The sequence below is a fragment of the Seonamhaeicola sp. S2-3 genome (genome assembly GCF_001971785.1).
GTDB lineage: Bacteria > Bacteroidota > Bacteroidia > Flavobacteriales > Flavobacteriaceae > Seonamhaeicola.
This window is the reverse complement of sequence record NZ_CP019389.1, coordinates 223,489-242,772: the sequence shown is the minus strand read 5'-3', so window position 1 is coordinate 242,772 and position 19,284 is coordinate 223,489. Positions and strand designations below refer to the sequence as shown.

At 31.1% G+C, this 19,284-nt stretch carries 19 protein-coding genes and 1 tRNA gene; 6 read left to right on the top strand and 14 right to left on the bottom strand.

What is annotated here, in order from left to right; all coding sequences use genetic code 11:
• Nucleotides 1-5: 5 nt before the first annotated feature.
• Together BWZ22_RS01160 and lysA are read right to left on the bottom strand one after the other, a co-directional pair.
• Entirely contained in the window at nucleotides 6-749 is a 744-nt protein-coding gene (locus BWZ22_RS01160; protein ID WP_076697395.1) for a LytTR family DNA-binding domain-containing protein, read from the bottom strand.
• Between the two features lie 187 nt (nucleotides 750-936).
• The gene (gene lysA, locus BWZ22_RS01155; RefSeq protein WP_076697392.1) at nucleotides 937-2,172 is read right to left on the bottom strand and encodes a diaminopimelate decarboxylase; all 1,236 of its coding nucleotides are present in this window, start codon (nucleotides 2,170-2,172) and stop codon (nucleotides 937-939) included.
• Between the two features lie 200 nt (nucleotides 2,173-2,372).
• On the opposite strand from lysA, the gene sucC reads away from it, so the two are divergent.
• Nucleotides 2,373-3,563, top strand: a complete 1,191-nt coding sequence (gene sucC / locus BWZ22_RS01150) for an ADP-forming succinate--CoA ligase subunit beta (RefSeq protein WP_076697389.1) — start codon at nucleotides 2,373-2,375, stop codon at nucleotides 3,561-3,563.
• Nucleotides 3,564-3,698: 135 nt separating this feature from the next.
• Here the strand turns inward: sucC and BWZ22_RS01145 are convergent, their stop codons facing one another.
• A complete protein-coding gene (locus BWZ22_RS01145) occupies nucleotides 3,699-4,415 on the bottom strand; it encodes a LytTR family DNA-binding domain-containing protein (protein WP_076697387.1) in 717 nt (238 codons plus the stop codon).
• Nucleotides 4,412-5,398: a sensor histidine kinase gene (locus BWZ22_RS01140; RefSeq protein WP_232225206.1), complete on the bottom strand. Its 987-nt coding sequence runs from the start codon at nucleotides 5,396-5,398 to the stop codon at nucleotides 4,412-4,414. Before BWZ22_RS01140 ends, BWZ22_RS01145 begins: the two co-directional genes overlap by 4 nt.
• 254 nt (nucleotides 5,399-5,652) lie before the next feature.
• Here BWZ22_RS01140 and BWZ22_RS01135 point away from each other — a divergent pair, with 254 nt between their 5' ends.
• Nucleotides 5,653-6,084: a MotA/TolQ/ExbB proton channel family protein gene (locus BWZ22_RS01135; protein ID WP_076697382.1), complete on the top strand. Its 432-nt coding sequence runs from the start codon at nucleotides 5,653-5,655 to the stop codon at nucleotides 6,082-6,084.
• Nucleotides 6,085-6,193: 109 nt separating this feature from the next.
• On the opposite strand, the gene BWZ22_RS01130 is transcribed toward BWZ22_RS01135, so the two are convergent.
• Nucleotides 6,194-6,865 (bottom strand): HAD family phosphatase, encoded by a 672-nt coding sequence (locus tag BWZ22_RS01130; protein WP_076697379.1) that lies wholly within the window; start codon nucleotides 6,863-6,865, stop codon nucleotides 6,194-6,196.
• A gap of 112 nt (nucleotides 6,866-6,977) precedes the next feature.
• Here BWZ22_RS01130 and rlmF point away from each other — a divergent pair, with 112 nt between their 5' ends.
• A complete protein-coding gene (gene rlmF, locus BWZ22_RS01125; RefSeq protein WP_076697377.1) occupies nucleotides 6,978-7,853 on the top strand; it encodes a 23S rRNA (adenine(1618)-N(6))-methyltransferase RlmF in 876 nt (291 codons plus the stop codon).
• Here rlmF and BWZ22_RS01120 read toward each other — a convergent pair whose 3' ends face one another.
• From BWZ22_RS01120 to BWZ22_RS01110, 3 genes are all read right to left on the bottom strand, one after another.
• On the bottom strand, nucleotides 7,854-8,540 hold the full coding sequence (locus tag BWZ22_RS01120; protein WP_076697375.1) for a DUF2490 domain-containing protein: 687 nt from the start codon (nucleotides 8,538-8,540) through the stop codon (nucleotides 7,854-7,856).
• A 71-nt stretch (nucleotides 8,541-8,611) separates the two neighbouring features.
• Nucleotides 8,612-10,243 (bottom strand): phosphoenolpyruvate carboxykinase (ATP), encoded by a 1,632-nt coding sequence (pckA, locus tag BWZ22_RS01115; protein ID WP_076697373.1) that lies wholly within the window; start codon nucleotides 10,241-10,243, stop codon nucleotides 8,612-8,614.
• Between the two features lie 36 nt (nucleotides 10,244-10,279).
• Nucleotides 10,280-12,109 carry an SLC13 family permease gene (locus BWZ22_RS01110; protein ID WP_083692413.1) on the bottom strand — a complete coding sequence of 610 codons (1,830 nt, stop codon included), beginning with the start codon at nucleotides 12,107-12,109 and terminating at the stop codon, nucleotides 10,280-10,282.
• Nucleotides 12,110-12,442: 333 nt separating this feature from the next.
• Between BWZ22_RS01110 and bshB1 the strand changes: the two genes are divergently transcribed.
• On the top strand, nucleotides 12,443-13,165 hold the full coding sequence (gene bshB1 / locus BWZ22_RS01105) for a bacillithiol biosynthesis deacetylase BshB1 (RefSeq protein ID WP_076697368.1): 723 nt from the start codon (nucleotides 12,443-12,445) through the stop codon (nucleotides 13,163-13,165).
• Between the two features lie 94 nt (nucleotides 13,166-13,259).
• Nucleotides 13,260-13,335, top strand: a tRNA-His gene (locus BWZ22_RS01100).
• A gap of 108 nt (nucleotides 13,336-13,443) precedes the next feature.
• Here the strand turns inward: BWZ22_RS01100 and BWZ22_RS01095 are convergent.
• The 6 genes from BWZ22_RS01095 to BWZ22_RS01070 all read right to left on the bottom strand — a co-directional run bounded on the left by BWZ22_RS01095 (nucleotide 13,444) and on the right by BWZ22_RS01070 (nucleotide 18,222).
• Nucleotides 13,444-14,379, bottom strand: coding sequence for a transposase (locus BWZ22_RS01095; RefSeq protein WP_076697213.1), 936 nt, complete (start codon nucleotides 14,377-14,379; stop codon nucleotides 13,444-13,446).
• 43 nt (nucleotides 14,380-14,422) lie between these two features.
• Nucleotides 14,423-14,806: a hypothetical protein gene (locus tag BWZ22_RS01090; RefSeq protein WP_076697215.1), complete on the bottom strand. Its 384-nt coding sequence runs from the start codon at nucleotides 14,804-14,806 to the stop codon at nucleotides 14,423-14,425.
• Nucleotides 14,807-14,877: 71 nt separating this feature from the next.
• Nucleotides 14,878-15,885, bottom strand: coding sequence for a M28 family metallopeptidase (locus BWZ22_RS01085; protein ID WP_076697365.1), 1,008 nt, complete (start codon nucleotides 15,883-15,885; stop codon nucleotides 14,878-14,880).
• A 42-nt stretch (nucleotides 15,886-15,927) separates the two neighbouring features.
• On the bottom strand, nucleotides 15,928-16,980 hold the full coding sequence (locus tag BWZ22_RS01080) for a M28 family metallopeptidase (RefSeq protein WP_076697363.1): 1,053 nt from the start codon (nucleotides 16,978-16,980) through the stop codon (nucleotides 15,928-15,930).
• A 103-nt stretch (nucleotides 16,981-17,083) separates the two neighbouring features.
• Nucleotides 17,084-17,452 carry an FUSC family protein gene (locus tag BWZ22_RS01075; RefSeq protein WP_076697360.1) on the bottom strand — a complete coding sequence of 123 codons (369 nt, stop codon included), beginning with the start codon at nucleotides 17,450-17,452 and terminating at the stop codon, nucleotides 17,084-17,086.
• Nucleotides 17,453-17,457: 5 nt separating this feature from the next.
• A complete protein-coding gene (locus BWZ22_RS01070; RefSeq protein WP_076697358.1) occupies nucleotides 17,458-18,222 on the bottom strand; it encodes a DUF3108 domain-containing protein in 765 nt (254 codons plus the stop codon).
• Between the two features lie 179 nt (nucleotides 18,223-18,401).
• Between BWZ22_RS01070 and BWZ22_RS01065 the strand changes: the two genes are divergently transcribed.
• Nucleotides 18,402-19,253, top strand: coding sequence for a universal stress protein (locus tag BWZ22_RS01065; RefSeq protein ID WP_076697355.1), 852 nt, complete (start codon nucleotides 18,402-18,404; stop codon nucleotides 19,251-19,253).
• Nucleotides 19,254-19,284: the final 31 nt, after the last annotated feature.

Here is a 19,284-nt window from a genome sequence, read left to right as displayed (position 1 = left end):
GTTTATTACACTTTTTGGATAAGTTGAAGCAATTGTTTTTTAGAATCTGTACTTATTGGAATGGCTTTTTTTGAAATAACAATATGGCTAGTGGCTATTTCATCAATGTTTGAAAGGTTTACAATAAACGAGCGGTGTACCCTAATAAAGTGTTGGTGGGGTAATTTGTCGTTCATATCTTTAAGTGTTGTAGATAATAGGTACTCTTTGTCTTTACAGTGTATCCGGCAATAGTTTCTTTCGGCTTCAATGTAGAAGATGTCTTTTATATTAACACGTACCATTTTTTCATGATGGCGTACAAAAATACAATCGTTTAGAATAATTGATGATTCTTTAGCTTTTAGAGTTGAAGTGTTTGGTGCTTTTTCAGGCTGTATTCTATTTATGGTTAATTCAATAGCACGTTGTAAATCTAATTTTTTAAACGGTTTAGAAATGAAAGCGTGTGGGTTGGTTTTTATAGCTTTTTTAAAATGCGTGTTATCTGAATTTGCCGTTACGTAAATTATAGGAATCTTGTAATCTTGTTGAATAATTTGTGCCGTTTCTATACCAGAAAGCGCGCCTTTTAAATTAATATCTAGTAAAATAATATCGGGCGTATTTTCTTTTATATGTACTAAGGCATCTTCGCCTTTAGGCATAATACCTGTTACATCATAACCTAAATTGGTAAGCTGTAATGATGTATTTGCAGCAATAATCATCTCGTCTTCAACAATTAATATTTTAATTGCTTTTTTCATTAGAGATGGTGACGAGAGTAATAAAAACTACTAAAATAATTGAAACACAATTTACACATATAAGTCTTTTTATTAAGTTGCTATTATTTAAAAAGACCTAGGGAGGAATTATAAATGTAGATATAATCTTTGGATAAAAAAAATGCCCAACATAAGTTGAGCACCTAAAGTAAAGTTTATTGTTGATTTATTTAGCTAGTTCTTTTTCCTTTTTTGAAGAAAAATCTACTTCAATTTGGTTTCTAGTTATATCTTCAAAAGTTTCTCTTTTTCTAATTAAATGGGCTTTGTTATTATACCATAAAACTTCGGCAGGTCTAAACCTAGAGTTGTAATTACTAGCCATAGAAAAACAATAAGCGCCCGCATTTTTAAAGCGAAGAATGTCACCTTCGGTAATTTCATTAATACGTCTGTTATTTCCAAATGTATCTGTTTCACAAATATAACCTACAACAGTGTAGAAACGCTCTCGACCTTTAGGGTTAGAAATATTGTCAATTTCATGGTGAGACCCATAAAACATGGGGCGTATTAAATGATTAAAGCCAGAATCTACTTGTGCAAAAACAGTTGAGGTTGTTTGCTTTACGGCATTAACTTTAACTAGAAAATTACCAGATTCGCTAACTAAGAATTTACCAGGTTCAAAAGCTAAGGTTAACTCTTTACCGTATTCTTTGCAAAAGTTGTTAAATCTTTCTGATAGTTTTTTGCCTAATTCTTCAATATTGGTTTCAATATCACCATTTTTATAAGGTACTTTAAAACCAGACCCAAAATCAATAAAATCTAAATTTTTAAATTGTTTAGCGGTTTCAAATAATATTTCACTGGCATATAAGAAAACTTCAATGTCTAAAATATCACTACCAGTATGCATATGAATACCGTTAATAGTCATATTAGTGTTTTCAACAATACGTAAAATATGAGGTATTTGATGAATTGAAATTCCAAATTTAGAATCTATATGACCAACTGAAATATTAGCATTTCCACCTGCCATTACATGAGGATTTATTCTAATACAAACAGGAATATCAGGATGTTTTGTTCCAAATTGTTCTAAAATAGACAGATTATCAATGTTTATTTTAACGCCCAATTTAGCAGCTTGTTCAATTTCTTCTAAAGACACACCGTTTGGAGTAAAAATAATTTGTTCTGGGGCATACCCCGCAGCCAAACCAAGCTGAACCTCTTGTAATGAAACCGTATCTATACCAGAACCTAAAGCATGCAATAACTTTAATATTGAGATGTTAGATAATGCCTTAACAGCATAATTTATCTTTAAACTTTTTATACTTTTAAAGGCATTAGTTAAACGTTTATATTGCGATTCAATTTTTTCGGCATCATAAACATAAACAGGGCTTCCAAAATCTTGTGCTATTTTAAGCAATTGATTTTCCGTCATAACTTTTCAAATTTTTGCCAAAGATATTTTATTCAAGTGAATAAAAAATAAATAACTAAAAAATAATACAAACTAAACAAGATGTTAAATAATTAACAAAATATAAAAGTTTTAAAATAAAAAAAGTTTTAAATAATAATTATTAGCGAAAGTAATCGCTATTATCTACATTTGCTTTTCTTATAAATAATGAGCGAATTATGAATTTACACGAATATCAAGGTAAAGAAATATTAAGCAGTTTTGGAGTGCGTATCCAACGTGGTATTGTTGCCCAAAATGCTAATGAAGCTGTAGCTGCTGCAAAACAATTAACTACTGAAACTGGTACTAGCTGGCATGTAATTAAAGCACAAGTACATGCAGGTGGTCGTGGTAAAGGTGGCGGTGTAAAGCTTGCTAAAAACTTGCAAGAAGTAGAGGATATTGCTGGTGAAATTATTGGTATGAACTTAATTACACCTCAAACATCTGCTGAAGGTAAAAAAGTTCATCAGGTTTTAGTAGCAGAAGATGTTTATTATCCAGGTGAAAGTGAAACAGAAGAATATTATATGTCTGTTTTATTAAATAGAGGTACTGGACGCAACATGATTATGTATTCTACCGAAGGTGGAATGGATATTGAAACGGTTGCCGAAGAAACCCCTCATTTAATTTTTACTGAAGAAATTGATCCATCAGTGGGGTTATTACCATTTCAAGCAAGACGAGTAGCTTTTAATCTTGGATTATCTGGAACTGCGTTTAAAGAAATGACCAAATTTGTAATGGCACTTTATACAGCTTATGTGAAATCTGATTCATCTTTATTTGAAATTAACCCAGTTTTAAAAACTAGTGATAACAAAATTTTAGCTGTTGATGCTAAAGTTACCATAGATGATAATGCGCTTTACAGACATAAAGATTATGTTAATTTAAGAGATTTACGTGAAGAAAATCCAATAGAAGTTGAAGCCAAAGAAGTTGGTTTAAATTATGTTGATTTAGATGGTAACGTGGGGTGTATGGTAAATGGAGCAGGTTTAGCCATGGCAACAATGGATTTAATTAAACAAGCAGGAGGTGAGCCAGCAAACTTTTTAGATGTTGGTGGTACCGCAGATGCGGCTCGTGTAGAGGCTGCTTTTAAAATTATTTTAAAAGACCCTGCAGTAAAAGCTATTCTAATTAATATTTTTGGTGGTATTGTACGTTGCGATCGTGTGGCGCAAGGCGTTATTGATGCTTATAAAAATATGGGTAATATAAATGTGCCTATTATTGTGCGTTTACAAGGTACCAATGCAGATATTGCTAAAGAATTAATTGATAATTCTGGTTTAGCAGTTTTAAGTGCTACAGAGTTTCAAGAGGCCGCAGATAAGGTTCAAGAAGTGTTATCTTAAACTTTTAGGACGGGACAACTATAATAAAAAAAGCAAATCGATAAGATTTGCTTTTTTTATTTGATGTTTTACTTTATTATAAAATTTTACTCTTGGTATTAAGTTTTTGATATAAATAATAGTAACAATATCATATTAATATTGTTCTAGGTGTTTTAACACCTCTTTTTTATAACCTCTACTTATTGGTAAAGTCTTTTTTAAAATAGTAATGTGTTCATTGGTAAATGATGTAATTTGCTCTAAAGCAATGATGTAAGAACGGTGTATTCTTAAAAATTTTTGTTTAGGTAATTTTGCTTCAATAGCACTAATGGTTTCTCGTGTTATTATGGTTTTGTTATTTAAATGAATTTTTAAATAATCACTATAACTTTCAATATAAACAATGTCATCAAAATTAATTTTAATCATTTTTCTATCTGCACGAACAAAAATAAATCCGTTAAAGTCTCTACTATTCTCTAATTGTTTTTCGTTGCGCTGTAGCGTTTCAAAGTAATTATTAACCGCTTTTAATAAACGTTCAAAAGCAATGGGTTTTAATAAATAATCAACGGCTTTAAGCTCAAAACCTTCTACAGCATAATCTCTGTAAGCTGTTGTAAAAATAATTTTAATGTTTTTGTTTATAGATTTAGCAAACAAAATACCCGATATTTCCGGCATATTAATATCTAAAAAAACAAGATCTATTTTGGTTGTGTTTATCCAATTAAAAGCTTCTAGAGCATTACTACAACTTGCAACAACACTTATATTATTAATTTTTGAAAGATGTGTAGCTATAACTTCTCTGGCTATAATTTCGTCATCAACAATTAGGCACGATATGGAGGTGTTGTTTATCAAAAATTCAGAATTAATTCTACTTTAAAGTTTGGTGTATTATCATCAATTTTTATTGAGTATTTGTTGGGGTAAAGTAAATCTAAACGTTTTTTTATATTTTCTAGCCCAATGCCATTAGTATGTGTTTTAGATTTTTTACTGGTATTAATTATTGAAAAATAAATTTTATTGGGTTTGCAAGTTAAATTAATATCAACATTTAAAACACCATGCTTTATAAAACCATGTTTAAAGCTATTTTCAACAAAAGGTAGTAAAAGCATGGGAGCTATTTTTTGAGTAACATCAATATTAGTTGTTTTAAAAGAAATTTTTAATGTATCATTAAATCGCATTTCTTCTAAAGCAATATAATCTTTTATATGAGCAATTTCTTCAGTTAAAAGTACAAATGGTTTATCTGCTTGATATAATAAATAGTCTAGTAAATTTGAAAGTTTTAATATCATTTCTGGGGTTTCGTCTGCTTTTTTTAAAGCAAATCCATACATGGTATTTAGGGTGTTGAATAAAAAATGCGGATGTATTTGCATTTTTAAATAATTCAATTCTTGTTCTTTTAACTTTAGTTGTGTGTCTAAAATTTTTGTTTTTAGAGTACTGTTTTGTTCAGCATTTTTAAAATTAAGCTTTAATAATTTAAAAGCACTTACAATAAAAGCTACCAAATATACTGCTGTAATAACAAACAGCATGTTTTTTGTAGCAGGAGCCATTTGTTCATATTTAAAGTTTGATATGTAAATCAAACTAAAAAATATAGAAACCATAACTAAATATACCGAAACTATAAAGGTGTAACTACTGTATAGAATAAAAAGGGCGTACCGTTTTTTTACCAAATAATCTGGGATTAATTTATATACAGATACATAAGAAACTGCTATGGTTATTGGCATTAAAAAACCAGCAAACCACAGTGTATCATTAAAGTTTTTACTATCTGCACCAAAAAGATAAGTAAAAAATAAAAGTACTCCCAACCAAAAGAGCAAGTGTAAAAACGCGTGCCCAATTTTATTTATAATAAACTGTTTTGAAAGCATTATTGCATGTATTCATACAATAATAGTATATTTTTACATGCTAAATCTTATTTTGTAGACGAATAACCAATTTAAGGACGGATTTTGCAATACTGTTATTTCCTGTGCTAATTTGGTTATTGGTCTCATTTTAATTTTCAAACCTATAAAAGGCATTAAGTTTGGGTATGTTCAATTAAAAACCGTTAATTATGAGTTTATTTTTAATTTCTTTGTTTGCTGATAAATTGGTTATTACCTTGCAATTTGTTGATCGTTTTAATGAGGGCGGACCATTATTTATGTCTTTAATATTAATATGCCTGCTATTATCTGTATTTTTTATTATTATGAGTTTCATCAATCTAAAAAAAAACGAACTACTTTCAAAAAAATACATAAAGTTAACTACAGACTCTAGCTTGCTAGGTTTAGTTTTAGGTTTTCTAGGTTCAGTAATAGGATTAATTACAGCGTTCGATTCAATTGAAGCAATGGGAAGTCCTAGTCCTGAGATTTTTGCGGGTGGTCTTAAAGTATCACTTCTAACTGCTACATTTGGGTTGTTTTCATTTGTAATTGCTAGATTGGGTATTCTTATTTTAAGATGGTTTAGTAACGCAGATAAAGAAGTTGCTGAATAAATTTTATGCTAACACTAAATTAAAAAAGTGAATCATTAGGTTCACTTTTTTTATAGCAATATTGTATGCATTTTTAAGAATAAAACTTATGTTTTAAAGTCTAAAAAAATTATTGGAAGGAATTAGTTAAAACCTCATTTAGTCTATCAAAAGTAATTTCCTTAAAATCTTTAATAACCATATCAGCTTTAGAATAGTCTTGGTTTTTAGAGTGAAAACTATCATAACCAACACAGTAAATACCTGCAGCATGTGCAGCATGTATACCATTGGTTGAATCTTCAATAACCATACATTCTTCTTTTTTGAAACCAGAGGCTTCTGCAGCTTTTATAAATATTTCGGGGTGTGGTTTAGATTGCTTTAAATCGGCACCACTTAATTTTGCTTTAAAATATTTGTCCAAATCAAATCGTTCAAAAATCTGATTAATGCTTGTCATTGCAGCAGATGAACCTAAAACTAAGGTTAAACCATTACTGTGATAATCTTTAATTAAATCTAAAACACCATCAATAAGGGTTAAATCAGAGTTTGTTTCAAAAAAGTGTTTATAATACTTTCTTTTTAAAGCCACTAAAGTTTCTGGAGATTGTTTAAGATTAAAATGATTGCACAAACGTTTGCAAATATTTATGGTAGATTGCCCTGTAAATGACTCATATAATTCTGTTGAAACTTCAATACCAACATGATTAAACATATCATTGTAGGCTTTATTATGCAGTGGTTCACTGTCTATAATAACCCCATCCATATCAAAAATAACTGCTTTAAGCATATTAAATTTTTTTTTTGACGAAGATAAGCAATTGATAAAAGTTGCCTGTAAAATATTTTGGTGTTTTAGAATTATATAAGCACTTTAGCTAAATTAATTTTAAACAATTAGGGTGACTTCACAATTGCATCATAAAAACAAGCATAAATTTGGTTATGATTTTGATGTTTTATGCAGCGTATTTTCTAGTTTAAAATCTTTTGTATTTGTTAATAAATACAAAACACAAACTATAGATTTTTCAAACCCTAAAGCAGTTAAAGCGCTTAACACGAGTTTGTTATTAGCGTATTATAACGTTAAGTTTTGGGAATTTCCAGATAAAAATCTATGTCCGCCAATTCCAGGTAGAGTTGATTATATTCATTATTTATACGATTTATTAGTTGAAACTAAAATATCTGAAAAAATTAAAGTTTTAGATATAGGAACAGGTGCTAGTTGTATTTATCCTATTCTAGGAAATGCTGAGTACCAATGGAATTTTGTTGGAACTGACATTGACAAAAATTCTTTAAAACATGCACAACATATTATTGATAAAAATGATTTAACAAATGATATTACATTAAGATTTCAAGAAAACAGTCAACACATTTTAAAAGGTATTTTAACTTCTGCAGACAAATTTTCAATAACCATGTGTAATCCACCTTTTTACAAATCAGAACAAGAAGCTATAGCTGCTACTGCTAGAAAATTAAAAGGATTAAATACATCTCAAGACAAACTTATTAGAAACTTTTCTGGTAAACATAATGAACTTTGGTATAAAGGGGGTGAAAAAGCATTTCTTCATAATTATATATATGAAAGTTCTTTATACAAAAATCAGAGTATCTGGTTTACATCATTAGTATCTAAAAAAGAATTGATTAGAGGATTGAAAGTATCTCTTAAAAAACTTAACGCTAAAACTGTTAAAGTTATTAATATGGGGCAAGGCAATAAATTATCAAGAATTATTGCTTGGACATTTCAAGAATAACTACTCTGTTTTTTTTCTAAAATCTACTTTGTAAAAGAATCCTAGTTGTAATCTATGTAAATCTAAGCCACTTATTTTTCTGTTTAAATAACCAACTTGAAGGTTGGCAGATTTAAAAACATTAATACCTAAGGCTCCGTAAGCTCTGTTTTCTGTAAAGCCATCATTCTTTTTGGTTTCAATAGTCCAAATAAATTCATTATTCAACCTAATAAAAAGGGTTTTGTTTAATGTTATTTTGGTACCTATTCTATAACGCATACGGTTGTGCATTACGTTTTCTATAGGAGCAGGTTTGTTTAAAAATCGTTGTTCTAACCTTAATCTATGGTCAAAAGGAAGATTAGCTAATTTATGTTTGTAGCCTAATTGTTCATAAATTCTATTTTCGTAGGTGTGTGATCCACTTTTCTCAAAACCGCTATCTATATCCGTCCAACCATAAGATACAGAGGTAGTAAACTTAGGAGAAACGTGATAGTTAAAAGCTAAATTGGCAAGAAAAAAATTGAAATTATCAGCAATTTCGTAGTGCCATGACTGTACAACGTTGCTAACACTAATTTTATCTGAAATTCTATAAGTACCACCATAGGTAAACCAAGAACCTATTTTATCTTCAACAGGAGATTGTGCAAAAGTATTTAAACTTAAAAAAAGTAATATAAGGGCTAAATATTGTTTCATTCTAAATTAAAATAAAGGTTAATTATAAAGGGAGTTCTTAAGAACTCCCTTTAGTTTTTAATAAAAACCTATTAAAAGTGTTCGTGTAAGTGATGGTGTTCATCAATTAGTGGACCACCTTCAATTATTTGTGTTGAAGCTTGACTAGCAAATTTTTCGAAGTTTAAGTGGAATGAGTGTGCTAACTGTATAGCTTTTCCAACATAAGCTCCTTTTTGTAACCAAGTATTCATTGGGTCTAAAATTTCAGTTGGTACACCAGGACAATATTTAGGCATATATAATCCAAAAATAAAGTTTTGGTCATAATCTACATTGTCTAATTCACCGTTTAGAATAGCAGTAATCATGGCTCTAGTGTATTTAAGCTTGATACGAGATCCAACACCGTAAGGTCCGGCACTCCAGCCTGTGTTTATTAACCAAACGTTAACGCCAGCTTCAGTCATTTTTTTACTTAACATTTCGCCGTAAACTGTTGGGTGTAATGGCATAAATGGTTCGCCAAAACAAGCAGAGAATGATGGCACAGGCTCAGTTATTCCAGCTTCTGTTCCAGCAACTTTAGCTGTATAACCAGAGATAAAGTGGTAAGCCGCTTGACCAGGAGTTAATTTTGAAACAGGAGGTAACACACCAAAAGCATCACAAGTTAAAAAGAAAATATTTTTTGGGTTGTTTGCGTAAAGTGTTTCTTGAATATTATCAATATGATAAATAGGGTAGCTTACACGTGTGTTTTGTGTTATACTGCTATCTAAATAATCTGGTTCTCCGTTTTCTTTTAAAACTATGTTTTCAAGTAAAGCACCTGGTTTAACAGCTCTAAAGATGTCTGGCTCTTTTTCTTCAGATAAATCGATTACTTTTGCATAACATCCACCTTCAAAGTTAAAAATGGTGTTGTCTGCAGTCCAACCGTGTTCATCATCACCAATTAATTTTCTTTCTGGATCTGCAGAAAGTGTTGTTTTTCCTGTTCCAGATAATCCGAAGAAAATAGCCGTATCACCTTTTTTGCCTACGTTTGCAGAGCAGTGCATTGGTAATACGTTTTTTTCTACAGGTAAAACCATGTTCATAGCAGAGAAGATACCTTTTTTAATTTCTCCAGTATATGCAGAACCACCAACTAATGCTATTTTTTTGGTAAAGTTTAGAATTGAAAAGTTTCCTTGGCGGATGCCGAAAGCTTTTGGGTCTGGACATTCATAACCAGGAGCACAAAGTACTAACCAATCTTCTTTAAAGTTTTCAAATTCTTTTTCGCTAGGTCTTAAAAACATGTTATAAACAAACATATTAGACCAAGGAAGTTCGGTTATCGTTCTAACATTTGTTCTATATTCAGGCTCTGCACAAACATAGCCATCTCTTGCATAAATTTCTTTTCCAGAAAGATATTTGATAATTTCTTTTTCAAGTTTATCAAAATTTTCAGGAGATACTGCTTTATTTGTTTTTCCCCACCAAACTCTTTCTGCAGTATAGTCATCTTTTACAATAAAGCGGTCTTGAGGAGAACGTCCTGTAAATTTTCCAGTATTAACGGCTAAGGTACCATTAGCAGTTTCTTTGCCCATTCCTTTTTCAACTGTGATTTTTTGAAGTTCTTTTGGAGATAAATTCCAATGAACTGTTGCGTCTTTTAACCCATATTTAGATAGGTCGTGGGTTTTTTTAGAAGTCATAGATGTATTCATTTTGTTCAATTTTAAGGTTCTTACTAAATAATTTTATTAAAATGGCCATATAATTGGCACGAGTATTAATGAGATAATTAAGAATAATAATAATAATGGTGCTCCAACTTTTAAGTAATTCATAAACTTGTAGCCACCTGCCGTCATTACCATGGCATTTGTTGTAGTACCTATTGGCGTTAAAAATGCTGTAGAGGCACTAATAGCAACAACTATCATGAATGGTTCTGGAGATAGGTTTAATGATTTGGCTGCAAGTATGGCAATAGGAGCCATAAGTACTGCTGTTGCAGAGTTGTTTATTACCTGACTAAAAGTAGTTGTTAATAAGAATACGCCACCAAGTAATAAAACGGGATGAATAGACCCTAAATAACTTACTAGTCCATTTGCTATTACTTGCGCAGTTCCTGTTTTTTGTAACGCTATACCCATAGGTATCATAGCGGCAATCATAATTACACTAGTCCAGCTAATGCCTTTATAAGCTTTAGCCATAGGAATACAGCCTGTTAACAGTATAATACCAGCAGAAATTAAAGCAGCAATAGAGCCTGGTACAATTTTAAATACCATAAAAATAATCATGAGTAATAAAGATCCTAAAGCAATCCATGATTTATGGTTTAAACTTTCTACATTTTTAGCCATTCCTTCAGGGCTACCACAAATTACCAAGTTACCATGTTGGGTTTTAAGGTCTTCAATACTTTTCCAAGTACCTCTAAGTAAAAAAGCATCACCTACTTTTACTTTAATTTCTTTGTCTAGTAAAGGTTTGTTGTTTCTGGAAGCAGCTAGTAATTGAATACCAAACCTTTTAAAATAATCACCTAGTTTATAGGTTCTTCCAACAAAAATGGAATTTGGGTTAACAATTACCTCTGCCATTCCAACCTCTTGGTTAATAAGGTTGTGTTTTAATTCATCTGTCACAGGTTCTAGGGGTAATAAACCTAGTCTAAAATTAATCATGATTCGGTTAATAGCTTCTGTATCACCTTTAACAGTTATAATATCATGATATCTTAAAACAGTATTAGGATCTGGAAACTCAACAAACTGAGGTATTTTTTTCAATACGTTTGGATGTCTTCTTTTCAATCTAATAACTGTAACATTAAAATTTTTCTCAAAATCCCATTCGCTGAGTTTCGTGTTTATAAGGGGAGATATAGATCTTACACGTAATCTATAATAATCTCCATCAATTCTATAAGCTTCAATCCAATTATGTAGTGTAGATTCTATATTTACAGGTTTATTATTTGTGTGGTTTTTTGGTAATAATTTAAACCCTACATATCTAAAATATAGTAAAGCAACTATTAAAAGAGGGACTCCAATAAGACCAAATTCGAAGAAAGAAAAGCCTTCAAAACCAGATTCTACTAACGCATTGCTTGCTATAATATTAGGAGGAGTACCCGTTAATGTAAGTAAGCCACCAGTATTAGAACCAAAAGCCACAGGCATTAACATTTTAGAAGGTAAAGTACCAATGCTCCAAGCAGATGAAATAGTTAAGGGCATTAAAGTTGCTACGGTACCAGTATTACTAACAAAACCAGATAAAACACCAGCACCTAAACTTACAATAACTAGTAGTTTAGGAACGCTTTTACCAGCCCATTCTACAAATTTCTTACCAGCCATAGCCGTCCAGCCTGTTTGCGCTATACCTTCACCTATAATAAAAAGAGCGGCAATCATAACAACTGTAGGGTTACTGAATCCGCTCAAAGTTTCTGGCGCTGTTAAAATACCCGTTAAGTACAACGTTATCATAGATATTAAGGCTACAATATCTGGTGTAAATTTTCCCCAGACAAAGAGACCTATTGTGACAACTAAAATGAAGAGCATTAAATACATAATTTTTGTGTTTTCTGGTTAATTTTTTATTGATTTGTTTTATCTGCTATTAATTATATGATAAAATTACTACTGCTTATTGCTATTTATTATGACGAAAGTCATACTTTACATAGAGTCATTATTTTTCAATAATTATTATATTTATCATATAAAAATTAAAGAAACCACTAACGAAGACGTTTTCGTAATTATGACTTTTGCGAGTTTACTACTTTCTTTTGAATAATTAAACATAAGAACATTCAATAAACTAATAAAAAAATAAAAAATCACATAATATTTAAATTAAAGTTAAGTATTTATGTGAAAAAAATTAAAAATATGAAATTAGATATATTAGCCATTGGAGCGCATCCTGATGATGTGGAATTAGGTTGTGGAGCTACCTTAGCCAAAGAAATTTCAAATGGTAAAAAAGTTGGTATTATAGATTTAACTAGAGGAGAACTAGGTACCAGAGGAACAGCTGAAACCAGAAAAATAGAATCTGAGGAGGCTAGAAAAATTTTAGGAGCTTCAGTTAGAATAAATATGAAGTTTGCCGATGGGTTTTTTACTAATGATAAATACCATCAAATAGAACTTATTAAAATGATACGAAAGTATAAACCCGAAATAGTGTTATGTAATGCCATTGATGATAGACATATTGACCATGGAAAAGGAAGTAAACTAGTTAGTGATGCTTGTTTTTTAAGCGGGTTGCTTAAAATAGATACTAAAATTGATGACGATGATGCGTGGCAGGAACCTTGGAGGCCAAAATATGTGTATCATTACATTCAATGGAAAAATTTAGAACCAGATTTTGTTGTTGATGTTTCTGGATTTATAGATAAAAAAATAGAAGCGGTCTTAGCATATAAAACACAATTTTTTAATACTAAGAGTAACGAACCTGAAACCCCTATATCTAGTAAAAATTTTAAAGATAGTGTTGAGTATAGAGCAAGAGATTTAGGGCGGTTAATAGGGGTAGAGTATGCCGAAGGGTTTAATGTTGAAAGATATGTTGCTGTAGATAGTTTGTATGATTTAAAATAATTTGATGATTTATTGCTTAAAATATTAAAAAAGTCTTTGCAGAAAAATTGAAATCCGTTACATTTGCACTCGCATTGTGAAAATGCATTTAAATGGTGGTTGTAGCTCAGTTGGTTAGAGCGCCTGATTGTGGTTCAGGAGGTCGTCGGTTCGAGACCGATCTTCCACCCAAAAATACAAAGCCTTTCAATTTCTTGAAAGGCTTTTTTTGTTTGCTAATTTTATGATTAGTTCTAAATATTTTTCGGATCAAGTCCAAAATCTGGGTTTTTACCATTTTAAGAATATAATTTAATCAAGCGATATAAGAAGTATTCCGTATTCCTGACTCCCCTAAATTGAGATCTAAAAGCCTTTACTTTGGCATTAAAGGATTCAGCTGAAGCATTAGTACTTCTGTTTATAAAATAGTTGAGTACAGAGCGGTAATTTAAAGTAATACTATTGGCTACCGTTTGGAAGCTCTTAAATCCAGACTCCTCTACATCTTTGTACCAGTGGGCTAGTTTGGTGTAAGCTACTTTAATATCTATGGCTTGGTTAAAAATATTCCTCAAGCCTTGAACAAGTCCATAAGCTTTCTTTAATTCTGGGTATTCATTAAACAATATCTGTCCCCTCTCTTTCTGATTTGGAGTCCATTTATCTGGGGATTTATACAGTAGATATCTACTCCTGGCCAGGAGTTGTTTTGAGCTATCACCATTAGAAAAAGTTACAGGTTTAAATTCTTTGTCGGCAGCTCTAGATAGCTTTATCTGTTCATTTTCTTGATCCAAAGCTTCCCATCGGTATTTGATACGAAGATCTTGGAGCGCCTCTATTGCCAGCTTCTGTACATGGAACCTGTCTGTTACTTGGATGGCTTTCGGGAAACATTTAGTGGAGATTGTTTTCATAGAATTAGCCATGTCTAAGGTAATCTCTTTCACTTTAGCACGCTTCTTTGCTGGGATCTTCAAGAGTTGTTCGATAATAGGCTCCACTTTAGTTCCGTGGAATATCCCAACTAAAGCCCCTTTCTTTCCTTTGGCCTTCTTATTGGTAATGATGGTATAGAGCTCTCCCTTGGACAGCGCTGTCTCATCAATGGATAAATAAGAACCTAAGTTTTCAGGGAAAACAAGCCACTGTTTAGCATGACTCTTATGCTCCCATTGCTTAAAATCACTTAAGTGATCCTTATAATGTCTTTGAAGCCTTTTTCCGGACATACCATACTGGTGCCCAAGTTGTTGGCTGCTCAGAGCAGTATTATCAGTCGATTTCTTTTAAAAAAGCAGCAAACTCTTTTGATATTCGAGTTCCCTGTGCAATAAATTCATCCCATTCACGACTTACTTTAATCCTCTTTTTATCAAGTAGAACGTCCCAACGCCTTCGTTTAAGATTTAATGATAGTAGATTGTCTCGAACGGGATAATCCTCGATTATTCGAGGCTCCATGAAGCCACTGGCTTTATACTTGCAATCCTTGTACTTAGATGGTATTTGTTTTTTCTCCTCCAAATATATCGTTAGACGGTTCTCATATAAAACATGCTTTATAGGCTTCTTATCGAATCCAACAATATCAAAATACTCTAATATTCCTTCTGGTAATATTAAACTTAACAAGGATAACTCAGTGTCTTTATTCATCAATATAATTTAAAGCACAAAGAAAATTATTTTTCTCTTTAGACCCAACTTTTGAGATTGATCCTATTTTTCTAATCTAATTTAATACGTTCTTCTCTATTAGCCAATTCCCATGCCGTGTAAAAAATGAGGCGTGTTCTAGTTTCTAAAAGTTCATATTCAATTTTATCTGGCGTATCGGTTGGTTTATGATAATCTGCATGTGTACCATTAAAATAGAAGATAACTGGTATGTTGTTTTTTGCAAAATTGTAGTGGTCAGATCTGTAATAAAAACGGTTAGGGTCATTAATAGCGTTATACGTATAATCAAACGTCATATTGATATATTGTTTATTAACGGCCTCAGACAAGTCATGTAGTTCTTTACTCAATTTATCAGACCCAATTAAATATAAGTAATTAGGGTTATTTTCATGTTTGGAATCTACGCGTCCAATCATGTCAATATTTAAATCTGCAACAGTATTTTCTAAAGGAAAAATAGGGTCAACATCGGTGTAATATTTAGAACCGTAAAGACCTATTTCTTCTCCTGTTACGTGTAAAAATAAAATAGAACGTTTTGGTCCGTGACCATTATCGGCCGCTGTTTTAAAAGCTTCTGCTATTTCTAAAACAGCTACTGTGCCAGAGCCATCATCATCAGCTCCATTATTTATTTCTCCATTTGTGTTTACCCCAATATGATCTAAGTGTGCAGAAATAACTATAATTTCATCGGGTTTTTCAGAACCTTTAATGTATGCTAAAACATTTTCAGAAGCAGCATTTGCATGACCATTAAAAAAAGATTCAGGTATTTCTTGAAAATAATCGCCTTCAGCAATTGGAGAAGGTATTTTATTAGCTATATAGTGCTCTTTTATAAATTCAATGGCTTTTTTTTGTCCAGGTTCACCTGTTTTTCTGCCTTCATAGTCGTCAGATGCGTAGGTGTAAAGCATATCTTTTAACTCATTAGCAGTTATAGTTTTTGCATAATCTACAGGGTTTGCTTCTTTGTTTTCTTTGTTTTTTGAAGAGCTACATGCCACTATTAAACATGATGCTATTAGTAGTAACGTTAATTTCCGCATATTGTTTATTTATTAATGTAATATTACAAAAAAGTTATTTATTTAATTTAATAGTTTATTATTTTCATCTAATAGAACTCTTTGTTCCTGATTGGCTATTTGCCATGCCGTAGCAAAGACTAGTTGTGTTCTTCTTTTTAAAAGCGGGTAGTCTATCTTATCTGCAGTATCGGTAGGCTTGTGGTAATCGGCGTGTTCACCATTAAAATAAAAAATTACAGGAACACCATTTGCAGCAAAGTTATAATGATCTGACCTAAAGTAATAATTATTTCTATCTCTTAATGAATTGTATTTATAGTCTAGATATATGTTGAAGTAGGCATTATTTACCTTTTCCGACAGGTAGTGTAATTCTGTACTCATTCTATCAGAACCAATTAAATAAATATAATCTTTATTCTCTTGATGTAAATCATCAACTCTTCCAATCATGTCTATATTAAGGTTTACTACGGTGTTTTCTAACGGAAAAACGGGGTGTTCAGTATAGTATTCAGAGCCTTTTTTTCCTATCTCTTCAGCAGTAAAATGAAGAAAAAGTATGCTTCTTTTGGGACCTAAACCTTTGTTTTTTGCTAAGTTAAAAGCTTGAGCTATTTCCATAAGCGCTACCGTTCCAGAGCCATCATCATCTGCACCATTATTTATTTGTCCGTCTTCCTCAATTCCTAAATGATCTAAATGTGCAGAAATAACCACTATTTCATCTGGTTTTTCAGAGCCTTCAATAAAAGCTAAAACATTGTTGGTACTTTTAATGTTATTAGATAAAAATTCTGCTGGAATGGTTTGAAAATAATTACTATTACCAAAGGCAGATTGTATGTTTTCGTTTTGGTAATATGTTTTTAAAAAATGGGCGGCTTTTACATGACCTGGTTCACCAGATTTTCTACCTTCAAACTCATCTGATGAAAAAGTATAGAGGTGAGTTTTTAATTCTTTGGCAGTAATTGTACTAGCGTATTTTACAACATGTGTACTATCTACCAGTTGAATATTATTTTTTAAGTTTTTAATTTTAGTTGTGTATTTGGGTGTAGCACAAGTACCAACTAATGAGAGCGCTGAAAGCAAGAAAAGGATTTTCATCTGGTAAATTCTGTGTTTTTGGTGTCAGATGTACTAGTATACTAAACTGAGTATCCTAGTTTTAGTCTTGCCAAATATACGAATAACCCTGAAAATGATTGCGTTATAACTCTATATCTTCTAGTTCAGATTCGTCTATCTCAATGTCATCAATTTCTAACTCTTCCAGTTCTTCTATAGCATCTTCTTGAGATTTAGTTTCTGTGGCTTCTAAATCATCGGTATTAGCTACTTCGGTTTTTGTAAAAACAGCTTTGTAAGTGGTAATGGCTAGTGCCATGATAGTTAAAAAGAAGGTAAACTGAATTATTTTTTTTACTTGTCCAGTTTTTTTTGAATAATAAAATGCCAAAAGTCCGAAAATGAGGGCTAAAACAGCTGGAATTATGGCTAAATTAGAAACAGGTAAAACAGCTAAAATAATAGCTAAAAAAGAAGTTATTAGTGCTAATACGGTAAATACTTTTTTCATTTTGTTTAATTTTTTAATCCAGAGGCAGATTTTATTTTTAACTCACCATTTCCAACAGGTATTTTAAATTTACCATATACTATTATTTTGTTGGCATCTGCAGTAAGCCACAATACATTATTGTTGCTTCCTTCTAAAATTTTAGATTGACTTCCTATAGATATTTTGTAACAAGTTTTTGTGCCAATATCAGTGTTAATGGTTTCTTTTCCTAAATAAGTAATGTAGGCTTTGGTTTCTTTTCGGTCAAAAATAATAGTAAGTGTTTTTTGACTGCCTTTATTCATGCCTTCAAAATTAACCAACCTAATATTGTACAGTGTAGATACAATGTCTTTTGCACCTAGGCTAAATTTGAAATCTTTGTTTTCAACATGATTTTTCTTTTTAGTTTGTACAGATTTAATGGTGCTAGTTTTATGGCTATAAGTGTATTTCATGGCCTTAAAATAACTACCTTCATTAATGTTTCGTTTGTATAAATAGGGTTTTAAAGTTTTAGGGCTAACGTAACTTTCATACAAATCTCTAATTCTAAAAAAATTATCCCATTTGCTATATGTGGCGGCAGTACATTTTAATCTTAAAAGTGTTGCTTTTGATGTTTGTACGTTGCTAGTTTCCATGGTTACTTGTGCAATATCAGTAAGAATTCCAGACATATTGTACGAAGCCGTATAAACAAGCTTTTCATTGGGTGAAACAGCCGTATTTTGCGCATTTATAGTAAAAGACCACAAAAAAATAAGTAGGTAAAAAAAACGAGCCATTTAGTAATATTTATGGTTATAACGGTTCAATAATCATTTATTGTGCCGAAAATACAATGCTTTATATTATTTTACTAATTTTTAGTTTTATAGTTTGTAACCGGTTGTGTAACTGATATTTGTCATAGTTTTATGAGATTGTTAATGTTAAATTTACTTAACATCAAAATATTGAAGTTATGAAAACTATATTATTACCTACAGATTTTTCTAAAAATTCTATTAACGCTATTAAATATGCAACAGAATTGTTTAAAAATGAAGTTTGTGATTTTTATGTTTTAAATGTTCAAAAGGCGTCATCATTTATTTCAGATGATATGATGTCTGTATCAACTTCAACAACAATATATTCAACCTTAATTGATGCCGCAAAAAAATCAATTTCTAATATTATTTCTGGTATAGAAATAAAAAAGAAAAACAGCAATCATAAATTTCATTCTATAGTAGATTATGATAATTTTATAGATTCTATAAATCAAACTTCAAAAAAACATCAGGTAGATTTAATAGTTATGGGTACTAAAGGAGCCTCTGGTTTAAAACGCGTTCTTTTTGGAAGTAACACAGCAAGAGTTATGCAACGTTGTAATGTACCTGTTTTAGCAATTCCAGATGGGTGTAAGTTTTCTAGCTTAAAAAAAATAGCTTTTACTACCAATCATATTAATATATTTACAATTGAAGAATTAGAAACTTTAAAATGGCTTGTAGCGTTCTGCAAATCTGAACTTTATATTTTACATGTGGCCGATGAGCATCATTTAGCACAAAAACAAATGCAAAATATGGAATTTTTTGATGCATATTTCCCAAATGCTTTTCATGACTTTATTGATGTTAATTACAAAGACATGTTTGATACCGTACATAAATACCTAACAGATAACAACATTAATTTACTTTCTATGATTAGTGAAAAGCACTCATTTTTAGAACGATTATTTACCAGACACGCCTTAGAAACGTTTGCATTTAGTATAGATGTGCCGTTTTTAGTAATGGAGCGTGCTAATGAAAAAAGTTAGTGACTTAAAGTTATTTTGTAGTAAGACTTAC

Coding starts and splice junctions, on each gene's coding strand:
- BWZ22_RS01160 (WP_076697395.1), bottom strand. CDS start 749: ATGAAAAAAGCAATTAAAATATTAATTGTTGAAGACGAGATGATTATT.
- lysA (WP_076697392.1), bottom strand. CDS start 2,172: ATGACGGAAAATCAATTGCTTAAAATAGCACAAGATTTTGGAAGCCCT.
- sucC (WP_076697389.1), top strand. CDS start 2,373: ATGAATTTACACGAATATCAAGGTAAAGAAATATTAAGCAGTTTTGGA.
- BWZ22_RS01135 (WP_076697382.1), top strand. CDS start 5,653: ATGAGTTTATTTTTAATTTCTTTGTTTGCTGATAAATTGGTTATTACC.
- BWZ22_RS01130 (WP_076697379.1), bottom strand. CDS start 6,865: ATGCTTAAAGCAGTTATTTTTGATATGGATGGGGTTATTATAGACAGT.
- BWZ22_RS01120 (WP_076697375.1), bottom strand. CDS start 8,540: ATGAAACAATATTTAGCCCTTATATTACTTTTTTTAAGTTTAAATACT.
- pckA (WP_076697373.1), bottom strand. CDS start 10,243: ATGAATACATCTATGACTTCTAAAAAAACCCACGACCTATCTAAATAT.
- BWZ22_RS01110 (WP_083692413.1), bottom strand. CDS start 12,109: ATGCTCTTCATTTTAGTTGTCACAATAGGTCTCTTTGTCTGGGGAAAA.
- bshB1 (WP_076697368.1), top strand. CDS start 12,443: ATGAAATTAGATATATTAGCCATTGGAGCGCATCCTGATGATGTGGAA.
- BWZ22_RS01095 (WP_076697213.1), bottom strand. CDS start 14,379: ATGTCCGGAAAAAGGCTTCAAAGACATTATAAGGATCACTTAAGTGAT.
- BWZ22_RS01090 (WP_076697215.1), bottom strand. CDS start 14,806: ATGAATAAAGACACTGAGTTATCCTTGTTAAGTTTAATATTACCAGAA.
- BWZ22_RS01085 (WP_076697365.1), bottom strand. CDS start 15,885: ATGCGGAAATTAACGTTACTACTAATAGCATCATGTTTAATAGTGGCA.
- BWZ22_RS01080 (WP_076697363.1), bottom strand. CDS start 16,980: ATGAAAATCCTTTTCTTGCTTTCAGCGCTCTCATTAGTTGGTACTTGT.
- BWZ22_RS01075 (WP_076697360.1), bottom strand. CDS start 17,452: ATGAAAAAAGTATTTACCGTATTAGCACTAATAACTTCTTTTTTAGCT.
- BWZ22_RS01070 (WP_076697358.1), bottom strand. CDS start 18,222: ATGGCTCGTTTTTTTTACCTACTTATTTTTTTGTGGTCTTTTACTATA.
- BWZ22_RS01065 (WP_076697355.1), top strand. CDS start 18,402: ATGAAAACTATATTATTACCTACAGATTTTTCTAAAAATTCTATTAAC.